The organism is Paenibacillus sp. 11B (assembly GCF_030487755.1).
GTDB lineage: Bacteria > Bacillota > Bacilli > Paenibacillales > Paenibacillaceae > Paenibacillus > Paenibacillus vandeheii.
In genome coordinates this window covers 181,580-200,515 of the sequence record NZ_JAUKNS010000004.1, presented here as the reverse complement: position 1 = coordinate 200,515, position 18,936 = coordinate 181,580, and the positions used below count along the sequence as shown (strand labels likewise).

The following is an 18,936-nucleotide window of genomic DNA, read 5'->3' as shown; positions in this document are numbered from 1 at the left end:
AGGAGGATGGATACATGCCAACAACCAATGCCCCGAATACATCACAAGTGAATTTAGCCGAAGTCGATTTGCTCGACCCTCAGTTATATAGCCATGGAGAGCCTTACGCTGTATGGGACGTTATGCGCCGTGAGGCGCCTGTTCATTGGCAGCAGGTTAATGAGGAACTGGGATTTTGGTCCATTACGAAGCATAGGGATGCCATTCAAGTTTTAAAAGACTACAACACATTTACATCGGAACAGGGCAGCTTGGTGAACCTGCTGGGAACAAAGGACCCGGCCGGTAGGAAGCAAATGGCGGTCACAGACCCGCCGCGTCATACCCAGATTCGCCGCCCGCTCCAGCGCGGGTTCAATCACAATTCAATTGACAAACATGAGGAACAGATTCGCAAGACCATCGGCAGATTGTTATCTCCTTGCTTGGAACCGGACGGAGTAGATTTTGCCCGTGCCATGTTCGAGATGTCCATTGCCGTGAGTGGATGCATGCTGGATCTGCCTGAAGAAGATTGGCCGATGCTGACGCAGCTTACCACGATGGCCATTGCTCCTGATGATGAAGAATACATGTTGGCAGAGGGGAGTACCGCCACCCTGCAACGTGCCCATCGGGAGTTGTTTGGTTACTTTCTGGACATCGTTAGTGAGCGTCGACGCTCTCCAGGTGAAGACTTGATCAGCATTATGATGAATGTGGAGATGGATGGAGCCAAGATAGATACGGGGGCCGTGATTTCCAACTGTTACAGTATTTTGCTTGGAGCGACGGTTACTACACCCCATGCTGCGAGTATCTCTTTTTTGGAACTGGTCAAAAAGGATCTGTACAGTGAGTTTGCCTCCCACCCGGAATGCATGGACAGTGGGCTCGAAGAAGTATTTCGCTGGTCTTCTCCAGCGAGTCATTTTATGAGATACGCGACGCGTGATGTTGAAATCAGGGGAACGCAAATTAAGGAAGGCGATGCTGTTGTTGTGTGGCTCGGCTCAGCTAACCGCGATGAGGATATCTTTGCCGATCCCTATACCTTCGACATTCGGCGAACGCCTAATCCGCACATTGCCTTTGGCAGTGGCCCTCACCATTGTATCGGTCACAAAACTGCGAAGCAGACGATGACCATGCTGTATGAGGAACTATTCGCGAATTATGAACGCTTTGACATCCTGGGCCCCATCGAATATTTGGGCTCCAACTTTATTAGTGGCATCAAACATATGCCTGTTCGCGGGTATGCCCGAAAATCGTAAGGAGTGGATAAGCTTGGAATACGTTATTGAAGAAGCGGTTCAAAACAATCCATGGCTCCTCAGAGAGCCGTCCCCATTTGCCAAAGCACGTTTGTTCTGTGTACCATACTCCGGTTGCGGTGCAAGCATGTATCGCCACTGGCCTGAATTCATTGGCAAGATCGAAGTATGTCCGATCCAGCTTCCAGGTCGAGAGAACAGATTTCATGAACCTACTTATTCATCCTATGAGGAGCTGGCAGAGAATTTTAATGAAGCACTACGCCCTTATATGGATCGTCCCTTTGCGTTTTTTGGCCACTGTGGGTCGGCGTTACCCAGCTATGAGGCTTCCGTTCAATTGATGCGTAATGGAGGGCCATTGCCGTCACACTTGTTTATATCATCCCAAGTCGCACCCCATGAAGGCCCCTATGGCAGGTTTCTGGAACTGGATGATCAGGAACTTGCAGTGGAGATCGAATTGCTCATTCATAAAATGGGGGGAAAGGCTTTGCCTGATATTGTCGAGCTGAACACAGGAATCATGCGTTCTGATCTGGAAGCAAATCGCAGTTATATACAAAGTTGCCCTGAGACTCTTCCTTTTCCGATCACGGCTATCGGCTGGAATAGAGATAAAGAGGTGAACCCGTCCCTATTAGGTGGCTGGAAAGAATACGGACAAGCGTCCTTCAAAGTGCTGGATGGGGATCATCATGATTTCCTCCAAGCCCCGATGGAGTTGCTAAGTACCATTGCCGAAGCGATGAGGCGTTATATTTAATCGCATGAAATGAACATCATGCTTTTAGTCTGGAGGAGACGGTATGTCTGATTTTGCCAAGATTGAACTTCGCAGCGATACCTTTACTCTGCCTACTCCTGAAATGCTGGAAGCCATGGTTCAGGCTGAGCTTGGGGACGATGTGTACGGTGAAGACCTTACTGTAAAAAAGCTGGAATTGAAGGCAGCGGAAATGCTGGGAAAGGAAGCGGCCATTTTTATGCCCAGCGGCACGATGGCTAACCTTGCTTCTATCATGGCCCATTGCCCACGTGGATCAAAGGTACTCGTTGGTGATGAGTCGGATATTTATATTTATGAAGCAGCGGGGGCGAGTGTTTGCGGAGGGATTATGTACGAACCAATCAGGACCCAAGCGGATGGGCGTCTTGATCTTGAAGACCTACAAAAGGCAATTCCCCGGGACCCGGAAGACCCGCAATTTGCTTTGCCGGGATTGCTCTGCCTGGAGAATCCCCATAATCGCATGGGCGGACGAATATTACCACTGTCTTATCTGGAGGACATTCGAGCATTTGCCAAAGAGCATCAAATCCCTGTGCACATGGACGGTGCTCGAATCTGGAATGCCTCTGTAGCAATGGGGATACCGGCAGCCGTAATTGCCGATTACGCCGAATCCCTTCAGTTTTGTCTTTCCAAGGGCTTATCTGCTCCCATTGGCTCCATGGTTGTTGGCAGTGAGACGTTTATCCAAAAGGTATACCGAATTCGCAAAATGCTTGGCGGAGGCATGCGACAGGCAGGAATAGTTGCGGCAGCGGGACTAGTCTCCTTAAACAAAATGGTATCGCGGCTAGCGGTAGATCATTCGAATGCCAAACGGCTCGCGGAAGGGTTATCGTCCATTCCGGGTATTGCGTGTGAGCCTCAGACTGTAGAGACCAATATCGTTTTTTTTCGCGTAACCGACCCCCGATTTACGTGGCAGAGCTTTGTACAGAAATTACATCAAAAAGGAGTACACGTCGATGAGCTTGGACATGGCCGTATTCGCGCAGTGACTCATGTAGGAGTCAACTCGCAGCAGATTGAGGAGGTCTTGCATCATATAAGGGATACACTGGCATGAACAATTAAGGGAGGGGAATGGCTTGGAATTTCCGAATGCTTGCCTTCATGAGCTTTTCGAACAGCAGGTCGAGCGGACTCCGCGGCATATTGCGGTCCTCATGAATGATTCATGCCTTACATATGAGGAATTAGACAGACAGTCCAATCGGCTGGGACATTATTTAATCCAAAAAGGGGTAGGCCCCGATATACCCGTAGGCGTCTGTATGAATCGCTCGCCAGAGCTGATTGTGGTATTACTCGGGATATTAAAAGCTGGCGGTGCTTACGTGCCGCTCGACCCGGAAGCTCCATATTCCCGCAAGCAACAAGTATTGATCGATGCAGGAGCTCGCTGTTGTATCATCGATCAAGTCGGGCAGCCCGATACTTCATACATTGCAGAGGAGATGCTTGTCCTCGCGGCCTTCTTCGAGGAACTCAAGAATCAGCCTGACAGCTCGCCGCGTACCGGGGTTCGTCCTGATCATCTTGTCTCTGTTTATTATACTTCAGGTTCTACCGGCAAGCCGAAAGGTGTTGCCAACATGCATCAAGGCTGGGTGACGGCGCTATTGTCCATGCAGCAGGTCTTGCAGCTACAGCCTGGAGAGACCGTTTTGCAGAAAACGACACTGACCTTTGATGATGCGGCGCTGGAAATCTTTTGGCCGCTGCTTGTCGGGGGCAGAATCGCACTTCTTGAGCCAGGATTGCATCGGGACCCTGAGGCGATCGTAGAGGCTGTCATACGATATGACGTCGCTTTCCTTGTTCTAGTCTCGAGTATGCTTGGCCGATTGCTGGATGTGGTTACGTCGCAACAGGTCCAAAGAATGACACACTTGAGGGGTTGCTTCGGAGGGGGCGAGGCACTTCCAGCACAGATGGGGCGCCGATACATGCAGCTTCATATGCCCGGTGACTTATACAATCTTTGGGGGGCAACGGAACTATCTATTGGTTCCACGTTGCATCGCTGCACGATAAAGGACTTCTCGGCAGAGGGCCAAATTTCCATTGGAACACCTTTGAGTAACAGCAGGGTCTATATTCTGGACCACAGTTTACAAAAGGTAGCGACTGGCATGACCGGTGATCTTTATGTCGCGGGTCAAGGCTTATCAAGAGGATATGTCAATGATCCCGAACGAACGAACTTGGTGTTCATCAAAGATCCGTTTGTTCCAGATGAACGAATGTATCGAACGGGGGATCAGGCCTATTTTCACGAGGATGGAAGCATTGGGTTTGTGGGACGGTCCGATCATCAGGTCAAAATTCGCGGCATTCGTGTTGAACTTGGTGAGATTGAATCCGCGTTGATCGCCGAACCCCACGTTAAAGAAGCTGCGGTGCTGCTACGCGAGGACATTCCCAATATCCAGCGCCTGACGGCATATGTCGTATTGTACCCCGACCAGTCAACAACGGCGGGACAAATCAAGGAGGCCTTACAGGAAAAGTTACCTGCTTATATGATCCCGCATTTTATTATGCTGCTGGATGAGCTGCCGCTGAACAGCAATAGCAAGCTCAATCGTCTCGCCTTGCCCATCCCATCGGTTGCTGTTGGCGACTCTACGACAGAGAATGAACCGAAAACAAAGATGGAAATTTTTCTCGCTGAAACGTTCGCGGACGTCCTACGGCTTGAACGGGTCGGACGGAAGGATGACTTTTTTGAAGTTGGGGGAGATTCGATTTCTGCTTCAAAGGTTATGAGTCTGCTTCGTTCCTGCACAGATCCGAACCTGCCGCTGACATTGATCTTTGCCCAAAGAAACGTGCAGGATTTAGCCAGATATCTTGAAGATCGTGGGTACCATGGCGAGAATTTGAATACACAGACATTGTTTACTTCCAATAAATTGGCCGATCAAAAGCTGGAAATGTCCTTTGCCCAGGAACGTCTCTGGTTTGTACAGCAAATGGAACCGCTTGATCCGGTTTATAACGAGCCTTTGGCTTACCGACTGGAAGGTGAAGTGGATACCCGGGCGATGCATGAGGCGTTGCTCGAATTAATACGCCGGCATGAGGCGTTGAGAACAACCTTTACCGTTGTAAATGACCAACCCGTACCGATCATTGCTGAAGAACTGGAGCTACAGTTCCCGATCATTCCATTGGAAATGGGTGCAGAGGATCATCTGGAAACGCTCATTCAGCAAAGACTGAGCGAGGAAGCACGCAAGCCTTTTGACCTGGAGCAGGGACCTTTGATCCGAACGGTTCTGTTCAAGCTTGAAGAGGGTAGCCATATTCTCTTCATCAATATGCATCATCTGATAACAGATGCCTGGTCGAACGTGATTTTCCTGGATGAACTGAACATTCTGTACAAAGCTTACCTTGATTACAAACCAAGTCCGCTATTGAAGCTACCCCTGCAATACTCCGATTATGCTGTATGGCACAAGGAATGGATTCGGGAGAATGGTCTTCGGAAGCAGCTTGATTTCTGGAAAAACGAACTATCGGGAGAACTGCCCATTTTGCAGATACCAACCGATGAACCTAGACCGCCTATTCAAACCTTTGCAGGGGATAAAATACATTTTACACTTCCAGAGCAGTGGATGCCGCGCATTCAGGCGCTTGGCCGGCAGACGGAAGCATCCGTATATATGATTTTGCAGGCCGCTTTTAGCCTCATGCTTCATCGTTACTCCGGTCAAAAGGATATCGTTGTCGGGTCACCCATAGCAAACAGGAATCAGCATGGACTGGAGCAAATGATGGGCTTTTTCGTGAATACGGTAGCTATACGCAGCCAATTTAAGGGTGAAGACAGCTTCCGTGTCTATTTGCAAAAGGTGAAAGAACGGTGCCTCAACGTCTATGAGTATCAGGACATACCGTTCGAATTACTGGTTAGGGAGCTGCAACCTGAACGGAATCATGCCTATTCTCCGATTGTTCAGGTCATGTTCGCTTATCAAAACCAGTTAGAGGAAAGGCTGGAGCTGGGTGATCTGACTGTGCATCCAATCGAAGTCAACAGCAAGGTTTCACGATTTGATCTGACCCTTTTTGTGAAGGAAGCAGCTTCCGGACCGTTGTCATGTACGTTCGAATATAATACTCGACTGTTCAGAAGAGCAACAATAGATCGAATGATCAAGAGCTTTACATCCCTGATGGAAGCGATTTTGGGTGATCCAGAGCAGAGCATAGCCAGGCTGCCTCTGTTATCGGCGGATGAGCAGCAGCGCATGCTTTATGCGTGGAATGATACTTTTGCAGCGTTTCCTTCTGAGGTATGCCTGCATGAATTATTTGAACGTCAGGCAGGTGAAACTCCCCAGCTTATAGCGGCAATCTATCAAAATAAAATGTTAACTTACGAGGAACTGGAGAAGCGCTCGAATATGCTTGCGAACTACCTGTTGCTTCACCATCTTGGAGAACGAAGTGTTGTAGGGGTTTGCGTAGAGCGATCATTGGAGTTGGTAGTCAGTCTGATGGCGATTTTAAAAGCAGGCGCTGCTTTCGTTCCCATCGACATGGAACTGCCTTCAAGCCGAATTCGGCACATTTTGCAAGATGCGGATGTGAAGGTATGTCTCATCCAGGAACATGCAAGGGAGAAGCTTGCTATGGACGGAGTTGACCTCATATGTCCCGATTCGGAGTGGGATCTCATCAAGCAGCAGCCAACAATTAGACCTTTACGCAACGTTACAGCGGAATCGCCTGTGTCGGTGTATTATACCTCGGGCTCTACCGGCAAGCCAAAGGGACTTATCAATGTTCACCGGGGCTGGGTAAATCGAATGTGTTGGATGCAGAAGCACTTTAAGTTGCAAGCAGGGGAAACCGTTCTTCAGAAAACAACGTTGACCTTTGACGATGCAGCAGTGGAGTTCTTCTGGCCTTTGATCTCTGGCGGACGTGTGGCACTGCTTGAGCCTGGTTTCCACCGTGATCCACGTTCAATTATTGAAGCGTGTATTCAATATGAGGCTGTTCACGTTCAATTCGTGCCAAGTATGCTGAATCTGGTACTGGATGAAATCACGTCTGATGATGAGCGGCGACTCCGTAAGCTTCGCAGTACGATCTCGTCCGGGGAAGCGCTAACAGCAAACACAGTTAAACGCTTCTTCGCCAAGCTGCCGGGTACGCTTAATAACACTTGGGGTGCTACGGAGGTGTCGATTGACTCCACGCTTCATGTAGCAACGAGCGAGGATATGGAAGCCGAAGGGGCTGTGTGTATCGGCAAACCGATTGATAACAACCGCTGTTACGTGCTGGATGATTATTTACAGCCGGTCCCACCAGGAGTTAACGGTAAACTGTATCTCGCTGGAGTAGGGCTTGCTCAGGGCTACCTGAATATGGCGGACCGAACGGCTCAGGCATTTGTTCCAGATCCATTCGTTCCAGGAGAACGGATGTATCATACAGGAGACCTCGGCTTTTATCGTCCCGATGGCTCTCTCCAGTTTATAGGGCGTGCCGATAATCAAGTGAAAATACGCGGCATGCGGGTGGAACTGGGGGAGGTTGAAGCGGTGCTGCTGCTTCATGAAAATGTAAAAGAAGTCGTCGTGCTTGTGGATGAAGACTCATCTAACATCAAACGTTTGGTAGCTTATGTTGTGCCTTTGGATACCTCCGCAGATATAAGTGAGGAACTTCGCCAAATGGCAAAGGACATGCTGCCTGATTATATGGTTCCTTCCTTTATCCTGCTGCTTGATCGGATGCCTCTGAATGCGAACGGAAAGATAGACCGAAGCCAGCTTGCCAAGCCTGAACGACTCAGCCACTATGCTCCTGCCAGCTTCGTGGAGCCTCAAACTCAGATGGAGGAGTACCTTGTAGGAATCTGGCGTGAGCTTTTAAATATGGAGCATATTGGTGTAGAGGATCATTTCTTCGACTTGGGTGGACATTCCTTGCTGGCTACACAAATTGTCTCCAGAGTTCGCCGTCAATTGAAGCTGGAGGTTCCATTACGTGAAGTGCTGCTACATCCAACCATCAGGCAGTTTGCATCCAGAGTGGAGGAGTTTCTCTACGAGCAGATTCAGCAGATGAGTGACGAAGAAGTAGAAGCTATGATGAGATCCTGACCAGTTGTGCAAGAAAAGAATACTAAGGCTTGGGGGGAAGCTGTTTGATTTGCACAAACATGATCGAGACGATAGGCAATACACCCTTGGTGCAATTAAACCATAATCGGATCATCGGTGGTAATGTCTATGCCAAGCTGGAATTGATGAATCCCTTTGGGATGAAAGACCGCGTAGCCAAACAAATTATTTTGGAAGCGAAGTATAGTGGGCAATTGCAGGATGGAGCTCCCATTATTGAAAGTTCGTCCGGAACAATGGCTTGTGGCGTTGCAATGGTTGGGACCTGCCTGGGGCATGAAGTTCATATTGTTACCGATCCGCGAATGGACCAGATTACTCTAGCCAAGCTGACAGCGTTAGGCTGCAAGATTGATATTGTGGAACAGATGGGCACAAACGGATGGCAGAGCGCACGATTGCAGCGACTCAACGAATTGATGAAGGAGCTTCCGGGGGCCTACTGGCCCAGACAATATGAAAATTCCAACAACCCTGCTGCATATCGTGAGCTTGCTCATGAGGTCATGAATGATCTTGGACGTGTAGATTACCTGGTTGCTTCTGTTGGAAGTGGCGGGTCTATGACAGGAACAGCCCGTGCACTCAAAAGGTACAACCCAGATCTCAAGGTGGTGGCGGTCGATTGTATTGGCAGCGTTATTTTTGGACAGCCTGATTGGCCCCAACGTTTGCAAGGCGGGCTGGGCAATTCCCTAATTGCACCAAACGTGGACCATTCGATCGTTGACGAAGTGCACTGGCTGAACGACGAAGAAGCGTTTGCTGCAACGCTTGCTCTGGCAAGAGAACAGCAGATTTTTGCTGGAAATTCCTCTGGTTCGGTCTACGCGGTAGTCAAATGGCTACAGTCTAATGTGCCTCAAGATACGAATATATTGGCCATTTTTCCGGACCGGGGAGACCGTTACGCCAGTACCATCTATAACAGGGACTACAGAAAAGAAAAGCAAATTGATGCTTTGCGCTTGCCTGAGGGACCGCAGTTTGTTCCTTATCAGACTGTCGTCCATTCGTGGTCCTACGCTAGGCTCTCGGGAGTGATGCACCGTGTCTAGACTGGTGTTTATTGAAGCAAACACGACAGGTACAGGAATGCTCGCCTTGACTCGTGCAGCAGGTTGGGGACTTGACCCCGTATTTTATACCAATAATCCAGATAGGTACGCCGGATTAAAGGAAACGGGATGTCAGGTTCATGTGTGTGACACGAATGATTTGAATCAGTTGCGTAAACACCTTGCAGAGACGATTGATCCTTCGGGAATACAGGGGATAACGACAACCAGCGAGTTTTACTTGGAGCAGGTGGCTGCGCTGAGCGCAGAGTACGACCTTCCAGGGAATCCCCTTGAAGTTATTCACAGGGTACGAAACAAAGCAGAGACGCGCAGGAGACTTGCACAGGCAGGTATGCTTCAGCCCCCCTTCAAGGTGGTTCGCCATGAATCAGAACTGGCTACCGCACTGAAAGATATTGGTCTTCCCTGTGTAATCAAGCCAACAGAGGATAGCGGCTCAAATGCAGTTCGTCTCTGTATTAGTCTTGAAGTGGCTGAACAGCACGTGTCTAACATCCTTTCACATAAATTTAATGTACGCGGTCAATTAGCACCGAAGGAAGTTCTGATTGAGAGATATATCGTGGCTCCTGAATATAGTGTCGAGACGATTAGCTGGCAGGGCAAAACGGATATTATCGGTATTACTCAAAAGTCGCTTACAGGCCTTCCTTTTTTCGTAGAAGCAGGACATCTATTTCCGGCAAAATTAAGTTCAGTGCAATCCGACACGATCATTCAGACTGTGCTGCATGCCCTTGAGATCATCGGATTTCGTAATGGAGTTGCACATACCGAAATCAAATGGACGGAGAAAGGCTGCTCTATTATTGAGATTAACGGTCGTTTGGCAGGAGGGATGATTCCGGAACTGATTCGTCTCACCACAGGGGTGGATATGTTGGAGCAGCAAATATTATGTGCTTTTCGCGGCCCTACCATTCAACAGGTAAAGTATGAGGGTGCAGCCGGCATCCGGTTTCTAATGTCAGATACGGAAGGGCGGGTTGAGCAAATTATCGGCAAAGATCAGGCAATACGGATAAGTCATGTGAAGGAAGTTAAAGTTAACGTTCTTCCCGGGGAGCGTGTAACTCCTCCACAAAATGCCTATCACCGTCTAGGCCATGTTATTGCTGAAGGGAGCACCTTCGAGGAAACGGTTGGGACTCTCGATCATGCCATGAAACTTATTCAGATCATAGTAAAGTAATTAAGCGTGTAGGAGGACTTCATGAGTAAAATTTCGTTGGGTTTATTGAAGCAGAATGATTTTAGGAATTTCTGGTTGGGACACACGGTTTCGTCATTTGGTGTTCAGATTACGACCGTGGCTATTCCCCTGATTGCAGCACTAACCATGCATGCATCACCGCTTGAAATGGGATTTCTGACTGCAGTCGAATTTTTACCTTTTTTGCTAATCAGCTTGTTTGTTGGTGTGTGGGTGGACCGCAAGCCTAAACGTCCGATGATGATCGCAGCTGACATTGTTCGTGCTGTTGCACTCATTGCTATTCCTGTTGGAATCTTCATGGACATATTAACGATGCCCTTGCTTTATATCATTGCAGCAATCGTCGGTATAAATACGGTTATTTTTGAGATTGCTCACGTTTCGTATCTGCCTACGGTTGTCAAGAAAGATGAGTTGGTAGAGGGGAACAGCAAACTGGAGTTTAGCAGTTCTAGTGCCACAGTTGTAGGGCAAAGTATCGGCGGGGCACTGATTCAGATATTCTCAGCCCCCTTCTCTATTCTATTTAATATCGGCACATATCTGGTATCAGCCGTATATCTTGCTCGTATTAAAAAGCAGGAGGATGCAGTCGAGGTACCAGAGGGGTCCAAACAGAACATGGGAGCTGAAATTCGTGAAGGAGCAAAATTTGTTTTTCATAATAATATCCTGCGCGCTATTTTGATCGGAACAGTCATTTTTAATCTGTTTACCTATGTAATAGAACCTATTTTTATTTTGTATATTTCACGGACCTTGGCACTGGCCCCCGTCTATATTGGCTTGATCTTTTCGATGTCCGGTGTAGGTGCCTTGCTCGGAGCTTTTATTGCTGGTCCCATGGTGAAAAAACTGGGTATTGGTAAAACGATGGTGACTTCGTTGTTTCTTGCAGGTCTTGTCTCACTGGTTATTCCTGTAGCTACATTATTGCCTACCTTACCAGCCGTCATCCTCATCATGGTGATGTACATGATTGATGCTGCAATGGTCATTGTGTATAACATCAACCAGCGTAGCTTGAGACAGGGCATCACCCCGCAAAATTTACAGGGAAGAATGAATGCCTGCATGCGGATGTTTGGCATGGGTGTAGTTCCGATTGGCGCGGTGCTTGGAGGTTGGCTTGGAGGAATTATTGGTACGACGCCCACCTTGATTGTGGGGGCAATTGGACTGATGGGTTCATCTATTTTTATCGTGTTTTCATCGGTCCGAACCATTACAGAGCCTACGGGTCCGGATGTTACTTCATATGGGGGGTGATTGCTGAATCATTTGCAAGCCGGTCAGAGGCAGGAGAGTACAACAATTTTTCGATTTTGAAAATCAACTAAATACATGCTCTGAGGAGGATTTAGTATGCGTGGAGATTGGGATTGGGATAACTGGAAGGCACAATTTCGCAATCGGATTCAAACGGTTGAGGCGCTAAAAGAAATGATCCAATTAAGTCCTGAAGAAGAAAGAGCGATTAAAAAAAGTGAAGGGCTGTACCGTTGGGCCGTCACTCCATATTACGCTTCGTTGATGGACCCTACAGATTCCAATTGCCCAATTCGCTTACAAGCTCTGCCAACGGTTGACGAGTTGATGCCTAATATGTATTCCGACGTTGACCCCGTGGGAGATATGAAATATCGCAAAACGAATCGTATTGTTCATAAGTATACGGACCGAATTGTCATGCTAGTTACAGAGCAATGCTCCGTATATTGCAGACATTGCACGCGCAAGTATCATACGACGGATGTAAACGGGACTTATTTTGAGAAGCAGGAAGCGGAATCCTTTGAAGAGGATTTCAAATACATTGCAGAACATCCAGAAATTCGCGACGTACTATTAACCGGCGGAGATCCTCTGACCTATTCCGATGACAGGCTCGAGCATATCATTTCACACCTCAGAAGTATTCCACACGTCGAAATTATTAGAATTGGGACAAGGTATCCCGTTCTCCTTCCTCAGCGCATTACGAAAGAGTTTTGCGAAATGCTGGAGAAATATCATCCGGTTTGGCTGAATACCCACTTTAACCATCCGAAAGAAATTACGGAGGAATCGGCGAAAGCCTGTAATTTGTTGTTGAAGCATGGTGTTCCGGTACAGAATCAGTCCGTTCTGCTTAAAGGTATTAATGATGATCTGGAAACGATGAAAGCATTGCTCCATGGCCTGTTGAAGATTCGTGTAAGGCCTTATTATCTCTATCATTGCGATAATGTGACGGGTGTTTCTCACTTTATGACTCCGCTGGAAAAAGGGATAGAAATATTGCGTGGACTTGTCGGACATACGACCGGATTTGCAGTCCCAACGTATGTTGTGACAACCATCAACGGTAAAATCCCGATTTCGCTCGATACCATTGTCGAATACTCAGAAAAAGGATTAACGCTGTTGAGCTATGAAGGGAAAGAGACGTTCATTCCTTATCTTCGACCGCAGGGGGCAGTTAGTTCCAAAACATAATGACTATTTGAACACCGCTCAAATCCATCCAGGGTTTGAGCGGTAGTTCATCATTGAAAGTAACGGATAGTGGGCGAAAGCAATATCATTGTGGGAGGGTTCGATATGTTACTAACAGCCGAGCAAGTTGAGAGCTATAACCAGCAGGGGTATTTGTTTCTGGAGTCAGCAATTCCGAAGAATATATTAAATAAGTTGAATGCAGAAATTCCAGTTGTTTTTGCCGAAGATTCCCCAAGGAGAGTCTTTGAGAAAGATAATCGAACGATTCGCTCTATTTATGCCCCTCACTTCACGAACAACACCTTTGATCAGCTCAAATCCTACTCGAGGCTATTAAATCCGGTGATGCAGCTCCTGAATAACGAAGTATATCTACATCAATACAAAATTAATGTAAAAGCGGGCTTGGCAGGTGAAATGTGGAACTGGCATCAGGATTATGTATATTGGGAAAAGGAGGACGGGATTGCTACGCCAGAATTAATTAATGTAAGCATTTATCTGGATGAAGTGACGGAGTTCAATGGTCCGCTGGCTATCATTCCGGGCTCCCACAGATTGGAGAACATGGACACGGTGATCAGTGGATCTGAAGCTGAGTCAGATGAAGCTTGGCAGAATCATTTGAGCGTTGATTTAAAGTACACACTGGATAAGCCCTTACTACGCAAACTGGTCAATGCTTACGATATTGTTGCCCCTAAGGGGCCAGCGGGCTCTGTACTGATTTTTAACCCATTAGTGGCTCATGCATCAGCGCCTAATATTTCTCCATTTGATCGCAAACTGTTAATTATGACGTATAACGCGGTGAATAATTTGCCTCAGATTGAATTAACACGTCCTGATTTTCTTGCTGGTCGTGATTTTAATGCATTAGAGGTTTTGGAACATGAAGAATGGAAAGAGGAGTTGCTTGAACAGCAAGGTTCCGTTTTCTAATTCTATACCTGCTTAATTCGGGATATAAGTTCAGAATGTGGAATGTTGCTTTTCCAAAGTATGTCTCTACAAAACGTCTATAGACACTGTGTGCAAATACAAACTCAACTTTGTTTAGGAGGTATAATTTGGTGTTGTTAATCAAACCGCATGAACTGAATTTTATACGTAAACAGCTTAGTTATTTGATTCAAACGGTTTATTTCGTAGGTGATTACCGGACATTGAGAGCAACTGAGGAAGAAGTTGAATATAAGATTGGGGAGGTCATCCAGCACCTGAACCCTGAAATCAAAGATCTGTTTAAGAACATTAGACGATTTCGCGGACAAGATGAGGTTATTCAACTGCTGGAGTCGCTGTCCCCTTATATAGAGAAGTTTCCCATAATAACGAATAAACAAGTGCGAAAGCTGTTTCCAAAGGCCAAATCATTTAGTATTCCAGATTTTGACAACCTTAAGAATTTGATGCTGGATTATGTGGGATGGAAGGATATTTCCTCAAATTCCTTGTATATGATGTATCATGAGCAAGGAAAATTGTATACGCTTGAATGCCGTTACACCGCACTTTTGGGAAGGAAAACGTGCTTTTGCCATTTGTGTAATCAAAGCCGTACCGGCAGCCAAATTGGATTGGTCACAACCAAACGGCGGAATGATCTAGTGACGGGAAACTATATGTGCCTGGATAGTGAACAATGTAACCATGATATGACGGATGCGAGTAAACTTAGAGAATTTTTAACGTATGAGAGAAAATATGCAAATAAGAATGAGCATTAATACATTCCATGTCAATCCTCATAGAACAGCCTGTACGGAGACATAACTCTTCCAATGAGGCAATCTTTTTAATGGTGCCATAAATTGGCGCCTTTTCTTGTTGTACTGAACAGTATAACGAAAACTGGAAAACTAACGCCAGCAGTCGTACCGACGTCAGTTTGGAATATAGCTCTTTTTTCATTGTCAGAAGTCTACGCACAAGCCCTGCAGATTTAAACCGAAACAATAGAGTATAAACCGTTCTGCAACGAAATACTCCCAGTCTGTCCAGTTTCAACTTTTACCTCCGTGGCAAAAACACCAGGCATACGCCCGTCTGGGAACCAGGGCATCTCTTTGTCGATGACAATAAACATACCTTCTGCGTCACCGATGGGGGCAAATTGCTTTCCGTCTCCGGCAAAGGGTTCAAGTTGATACTGTCCATTCATTGTACTTATTGTATTGGGTACATCATCGACGGGCAGGCCGATCTCGCTAATGCACAGCAGCTGCCCAGAACCAAAGGCTTCGTCGACTGCATTATCCAACGAATGGTGAGCGATGAACTCCATTAAATTGCCGCTTGGGTCATAGAAATAGAAAGCTGTTGCATCCCAGTAGGGGAAGTAGAACTCATCCTTATCATCTTTGGAAAGCAATGAGATGTTTCGATCTTGAACCCACTTCTTGGCTGCAGCAAGTTGGTTTGTCGGAATTGTAAATGCCACATGATAGAATGGCTTATCCTGTCCAGGAGCTTGCTGAAATGAAAGAATCGAACCTCCAGTGCGGAACGATACAACCGCTGTATTCTCCTTCAGTAGCTCCAACTCCAATAACGTACCGTAAAACTTCTTCATTGCCTCCATTTGATCTGTGAGCAAGCCCACCTCTTTTATTTGCATTCAAGTCACTCTCCCTTTGAACTTATCCTTGATTAAAATAATCAATGGTTTTCTCGATAAATGCCTTGGCAGATTGGGTCAGGTAGCGATCGGAACGATGAATGACTTCAAAGTGACGGTAAGGGGCATCGTCCGTAATCCGAATGATGCGAAGTGTTGGTTCATTCATCGCCTTGATTAGTGGATAGGGCAGCACAGTTCCGCCAACATTCGCTTTGACCAGACTAATGATGGAGGTAGCCGAGCTCGTCTCCATAATCGTATTCAGAGTAAACCCATATTTGCGGCAATAGCCATCAACCAGTTCTCTGCCTGTGAATCCTTCGGGGAACATTACCGTTTGAATATCGCGTAATTCCTTGAGTCCAATCTCTTTCCGTTCGGCCCAGACATGGTTCTCAGAAACGACGAGTACATATTCTTCGCTGCATAAAGGGATGCGGACAAGACGGTCATCAGGAGCAGTCGTTAGCTCGATACCGATGTCTACTTCGTTATCCAGCACTTGATTCAATACATAAATCGAAGAAACAACCTTTAATTTGACCTTGGGAAAACGGGCGTGAAAGTTTACAAGCAAAGGAGTAAGGCGGTAGTCCAAATCGGACGGAAGGACTCCAATCACCAGCTTACCTCGTTGATCATTGCGGAATTCAGCTAACGCATCCTGGGTATTCTGTAAATGGCGAACCATTTGTACACAGTGCTCCAGAAACAGCGTTCCCGCCTGGGTCATCACAATCTTTTTGCCCACCCGGTCGAACAAGGGGACACCCAATTCATCCTCCAAGGCTCGAATCTGTTGGCTCAAGGTAGGTTGAGAAATGCCAATTCTATCTGCTGCTCGTGTGAAATGGAGCTCTTCACAAACAACGATAAAGTTCTCCATTTGACGGATTTCCATATGTTTTCCCTCTAATCATTGGTTTTTATAATCATTTTAATAGAAACTATTGCATTGTTCAATCATCATAATACTTCTATACTAGTCTTGCACTACAATAAGAACTACAGGGTGGATCAGTAGTGAATGCAACCATATAACCATACATGAGGTGATCATAGTGAAACTGTTTTATATTGTCCTGGCGCTTATTCTGGCTTCATTGAATTTGCGACCATCCATTACATCCATTTCTCCATTAATGAGTACCATACAAAGTGATCTGGGTATAAACGGAATTACCGCAAGTCTGTTAACTACGCTTCCCGTATTATGTATGGGCATATTCGCTCCATTTTCCGTAAAGTTAAGCAGGAGGTGGGGGAATGAGGGTGCGATCGTGTTGGCTTTAATTCTCATTGGAGTAGGTACGGCACTGCGGTTGTTCGTGGGTGCAACGCCTCTGATGATGTTTACTTCTTTTCTATCCGGAGTAGGGATTGCTTTGGCAGGACCGCTGTTGTCCAGCTTTATCAAGCAATACTTCCCCACACGAGTTGCTGTCATGGTGGGTATCTACTCTACAGCAATGGTCGTGGGAGCCAGTATTAGTGTGGGGTTATCAGTCCCCCTTCAAAATATTCTGGGTGGGTCGTGGAAAGGTTCACTTTCGCTGTGGGCATTACTTGCCGTCATTGCTTTGCCGATCTGGGTGAAATTAGCCTTGTCAGCAAGAAAGGTTCGACAATCCGGGCAGATTTCTGCCCTGAACGTTGAAGCTCTTCCGGTGAAAAATAGTCGAGCATGGATACTGACGATGTTCTTTGGTTTGATGGCAGCGATTTTCTATTCCTTAACGGCCTGGCTTGCACCCGCGATCCAAAGCCAGGGATATACGAAAGAGACTGCCGGCAGCATCCAAACATTATTTACGTTGATTTCATTACCATCTACTTTGTTGATTCCGATGCTGGTACATCGATACCAAAGACGTGTGTTCTGGCTTGTAGGGTGTGCGTTAATGGAGTTAATTGGCATCTTGATGCTGAACCTGTCCGTCAGTCCTTGGCTGGCCGCGATCCCACTCGGCATTGGTGCCGGGGGACTGTTCCCAATTGCATTGATGCTGCCTATTGATGAGACGAATAACGCTCAGGAAGCCAGCGCATGGTCAGCGATGACTCAATCCGGCGGCTATATTCTGGGCGCGCTTGGTCCGCTGGGGATCGGCTGGCTACACGATGCCACGGGCAGCTTCATCCAAGCGTTCTATGGTCTGGCTATCATCATTGTGCTGCAAATTATGGTTCAGTTGGCAATTGGCAATAAAAAAAGCTCTCCAGCGGTTCATGATAAACGAAAGTTCTGACCGCCAATGATCCAAAGTAAAATCATTAGTTTAACTTATATCATTTGTAGCGATAACTAAACATGATCGAGCAAATCCAGATAGTGCTGTCTTAAAGACTCTTTTAATGTGTCGGGTTCCATGATCTTGATGGATTTGCCGAAGCTTGCGAGATAACGAATGATGAATTCAAGCTCATGGGCTTCATACGACCCGACAAGAGTCATCTCTCCAGAATCGTTGATAAGCTGCATGGAAGGAAACTGTTCTTGCTGGAACAGCTCGATCCCGTCTTCATTAATCAGGCATTTGAATAGGATGGCGTCTTCTGATGGTTTCCATAACGAATGGGCATCCTGTAGATTCAGTTCATTAATATGAGTTATAGGTTCGATGTCTGTCATCTGAGGTGATGTGATACGGTCACAGCGGAACACACGGTACGCCTGTTTATCCAGATCATACGCTTGGCAATACCAGTAGCCTTTCATGGCATAGAGGGCAATTGGCTGAATGGTGCGGATACTAGGCCTAGGGTTTGGTTTGTCGGGATTAGAGCTGTGATGTGGGTTGCTGCTACTGCGAATGTTCTGATACGTAATTTGTATCACTATATTCTGAACAGCAGCCATCAATAGAAACTCCAAATGCTCACTATCCCGGATTTGCTCGGTGTGCCGGAAAGAGACACGATGTTGGATTCGCTCGATATCCTGTCTCTGGTTATCGGAGAGGGCGCTTAGAAACTTCTCGTGAATGGAACGAAAAGACACCTGAAAGGGCAAATTGGTAAAGCTTCGCAAAGCCTGCATGGCAAAGTAGAGGGCATGAAGCTCACTCGTATTAAACGAAATAGGTGGCAGCTGCATCTGCTGAAGCAAACGATAACCGCCGTAACGTCCGTACTCAGCATAAATAGGTGCACCGATTTCCTCCAATGATTCGATGTCTCTTAATGCGGTTCTCTTGGATATCTGAAACTCCTGCATAAGATCTTGCAGGGTGAAGTGTTGTTTTTGATTGATAAAGCGCAGCATCTGGTTCATGCGTTCTGATTTTTTCATAAAAATACCTCTCAATGGTGCCATATGTTGGCACCTTT

Annotated in this window: 14 protein-coding genes; 11 read left to right on the top strand and 3 right to left on the bottom strand. The window is 46.7% G+C overall.

Translation table 11 applies throughout. The features are described 5' to 3' along the window. Positions 1-14: 14 nt before the first annotated feature. The 10 genes from Q0V21_RS17755 (at position 15) to Q0V21_RS17710 (ending at position 14,713) form a co-directional block, all read left to right on the top strand. Positions 15-1,256: a cytochrome P450 gene (locus tag Q0V21_RS17755; RefSeq protein ID WP_079350203.1), complete on the top strand. Its 1,242-nt coding sequence runs from the start codon at positions 15-17 to the stop codon at positions 1,254-1,256. 13 nt (positions 1,257-1,269) lie between these two features. Continuing rightward, the gene (locus Q0V21_RS17750) at positions 1,270-2,022 is read left to right on the top strand and encodes a thioesterase II family protein (protein ID WP_301879935.1); all 753 of its coding nucleotides are present in this window, start codon (positions 1,270-1,272) and stop codon (positions 2,020-2,022) included. A gap of 43 nt (positions 2,023-2,065) precedes the next feature. Next, the gene (gene ltaE, locus Q0V21_RS17745) at positions 2,066-3,115 is read left to right on the top strand and encodes a low-specificity L-threonine aldolase (protein WP_079350201.1); all 1,050 of its coding nucleotides are present in this window, start codon (positions 2,066-2,068) and stop codon (positions 3,113-3,115) included. A gap of 22 nt (positions 3,116-3,137) precedes the next feature. After that, complete coding sequence (locus Q0V21_RS17740) at positions 3,138-8,183, top strand: non-ribosomal peptide synthetase (protein WP_301879933.1); 5,046 nt, start codon at positions 3,138-3,140, stop codon at positions 8,181-8,183. Between the two features lie 59 nt (positions 8,184-8,242). Next, positions 8,243-9,262, top strand: a complete 1,020-nt coding sequence (locus tag Q0V21_RS17735; protein ID WP_079350272.1) for a cysteine synthase family protein — start codon at positions 8,243-8,245, stop codon at positions 9,260-9,262. Continuing rightward, the gene (locus Q0V21_RS17730; RefSeq protein WP_301879931.1) at positions 9,255-10,478 is read left to right on the top strand and encodes an ATP-grasp domain-containing protein; all 1,224 of its coding nucleotides are present in this window, start codon (positions 9,255-9,257) and stop codon (positions 10,476-10,478) included. Before Q0V21_RS17735 ends, Q0V21_RS17730 begins: the two co-directional genes overlap by 8 nt. 21 nt (positions 10,479-10,499) lie before the next feature. Then, positions 10,500-11,771: an MFS transporter gene (locus Q0V21_RS17725; protein ID WP_079350198.1), complete on the top strand. Its 1,272-nt coding sequence runs from the start codon at positions 10,500-10,502 to the stop codon at positions 11,769-11,771. Positions 11,772-11,867: 96 nt separating this feature from the next. Then, positions 11,868-12,980, top strand: a complete 1,113-nt coding sequence (blsG, locus tag Q0V21_RS17720) for an arginine 2,3-aminomutase (protein WP_301879928.1) — start codon at positions 11,868-11,870, stop codon at positions 12,978-12,980. 105 nt (positions 12,981-13,085) lie between these two features. Next, on the top strand, positions 13,086-13,925 hold the full coding sequence (locus Q0V21_RS17715; protein WP_301879927.1) for a phytanoyl-CoA dioxygenase family protein: 840 nt from the start codon (positions 13,086-13,088) through the stop codon (positions 13,923-13,925). A 131-nt stretch (positions 13,926-14,056) separates the two neighbouring features. Beyond that, entirely contained in the window at positions 14,057-14,713 is a 657-nt protein-coding gene (locus Q0V21_RS17710; protein WP_179132856.1) for a FusB/FusC family EF-G-binding protein, read from the top strand. 215 nt (positions 14,714-14,928) lie between these two features. Here the strand turns inward: Q0V21_RS17710 and Q0V21_RS17705 are convergent, their stop codons facing one another. Beyond that, positions 14,929-15,603: a VOC family protein gene (locus Q0V21_RS17705; protein WP_301879925.1), complete on the bottom strand. Its 675-nt coding sequence runs from the start codon at positions 15,601-15,603 to the stop codon at positions 14,929-14,931. 22 nt (positions 15,604-15,625) lie between these two features. Beyond that, positions 15,626-16,507, bottom strand: coding sequence for a LysR family transcriptional regulator (locus tag Q0V21_RS17700; protein WP_301879923.1), 882 nt, complete (start codon positions 16,505-16,507; stop codon positions 15,626-15,628). A 160-nt stretch (positions 16,508-16,667) separates the two neighbouring features. Here Q0V21_RS17700 and Q0V21_RS17695 point away from each other — a divergent pair, with 160 nt between their 5' ends. Further along, on the top strand, positions 16,668-17,855 hold the full coding sequence (locus Q0V21_RS17695) for an MFS transporter (protein WP_301879922.1): 1,188 nt from the start codon (positions 16,668-16,670) through the stop codon (positions 17,853-17,855). Positions 17,856-17,911: 56 nt separating this feature from the next. On the opposite strand, the gene Q0V21_RS17690 is transcribed toward Q0V21_RS17695, so the two are convergent. After that, entirely contained in the window at positions 17,912-18,898 is a 987-nt protein-coding gene (locus Q0V21_RS17690; protein ID WP_301879921.1) for a helix-turn-helix transcriptional regulator, read from the bottom strand. Positions 18,899-18,936: the final 38 nt, after the last annotated feature.

Coding starts and splice junctions, on each gene's coding strand:
- Q0V21_RS17755 (WP_079350203.1), top strand. CDS start 15: ATGCCAACAACCAATGCCCCGAATACATCACAAGTGAATTTAGCCGAA.
- ltaE (WP_079350201.1), top strand. CDS start 2,066: ATGTCTGATTTTGCCAAGATTGAACTTCGCAGCGATACCTTTACTCTG.
- Q0V21_RS17735 (WP_079350272.1), top strand. CDS start 8,243: ATGATCGAGACGATAGGCAATACACCCTTGGTGCAATTAAACCATAAT.
- Q0V21_RS17725 (WP_079350198.1), top strand. CDS start 10,500: ATGAGTAAAATTTCGTTGGGTTTATTGAAGCAGAATGATTTTAGGAAT.
- blsG (WP_301879928.1), top strand. CDS start 11,868: ATGCGTGGAGATTGGGATTGGGATAACTGGAAGGCACAATTTCGCAAT.
- Q0V21_RS17715 (WP_301879927.1), top strand. CDS start 13,086: ATGTTACTAACAGCCGAGCAAGTTGAGAGCTATAACCAGCAGGGGTAT.
- Q0V21_RS17705 (WP_301879925.1), bottom strand. CDS start 15,603: ATGCAAATAAAAGAGGTGGGCTTGCTCACAGATCAAATGGAGGCAATG.
- Q0V21_RS17700 (WP_301879923.1), bottom strand. CDS start 16,507: ATGGAAATCCGTCAAATGGAGAACTTTATCGTTGTTTGTGAAGAGCTC.
- Q0V21_RS17690 (WP_301879921.1), bottom strand. CDS start 18,898: ATGAAAAAATCAGAACGCATGAACCAGATGCTGCGCTTTATCAATCAA.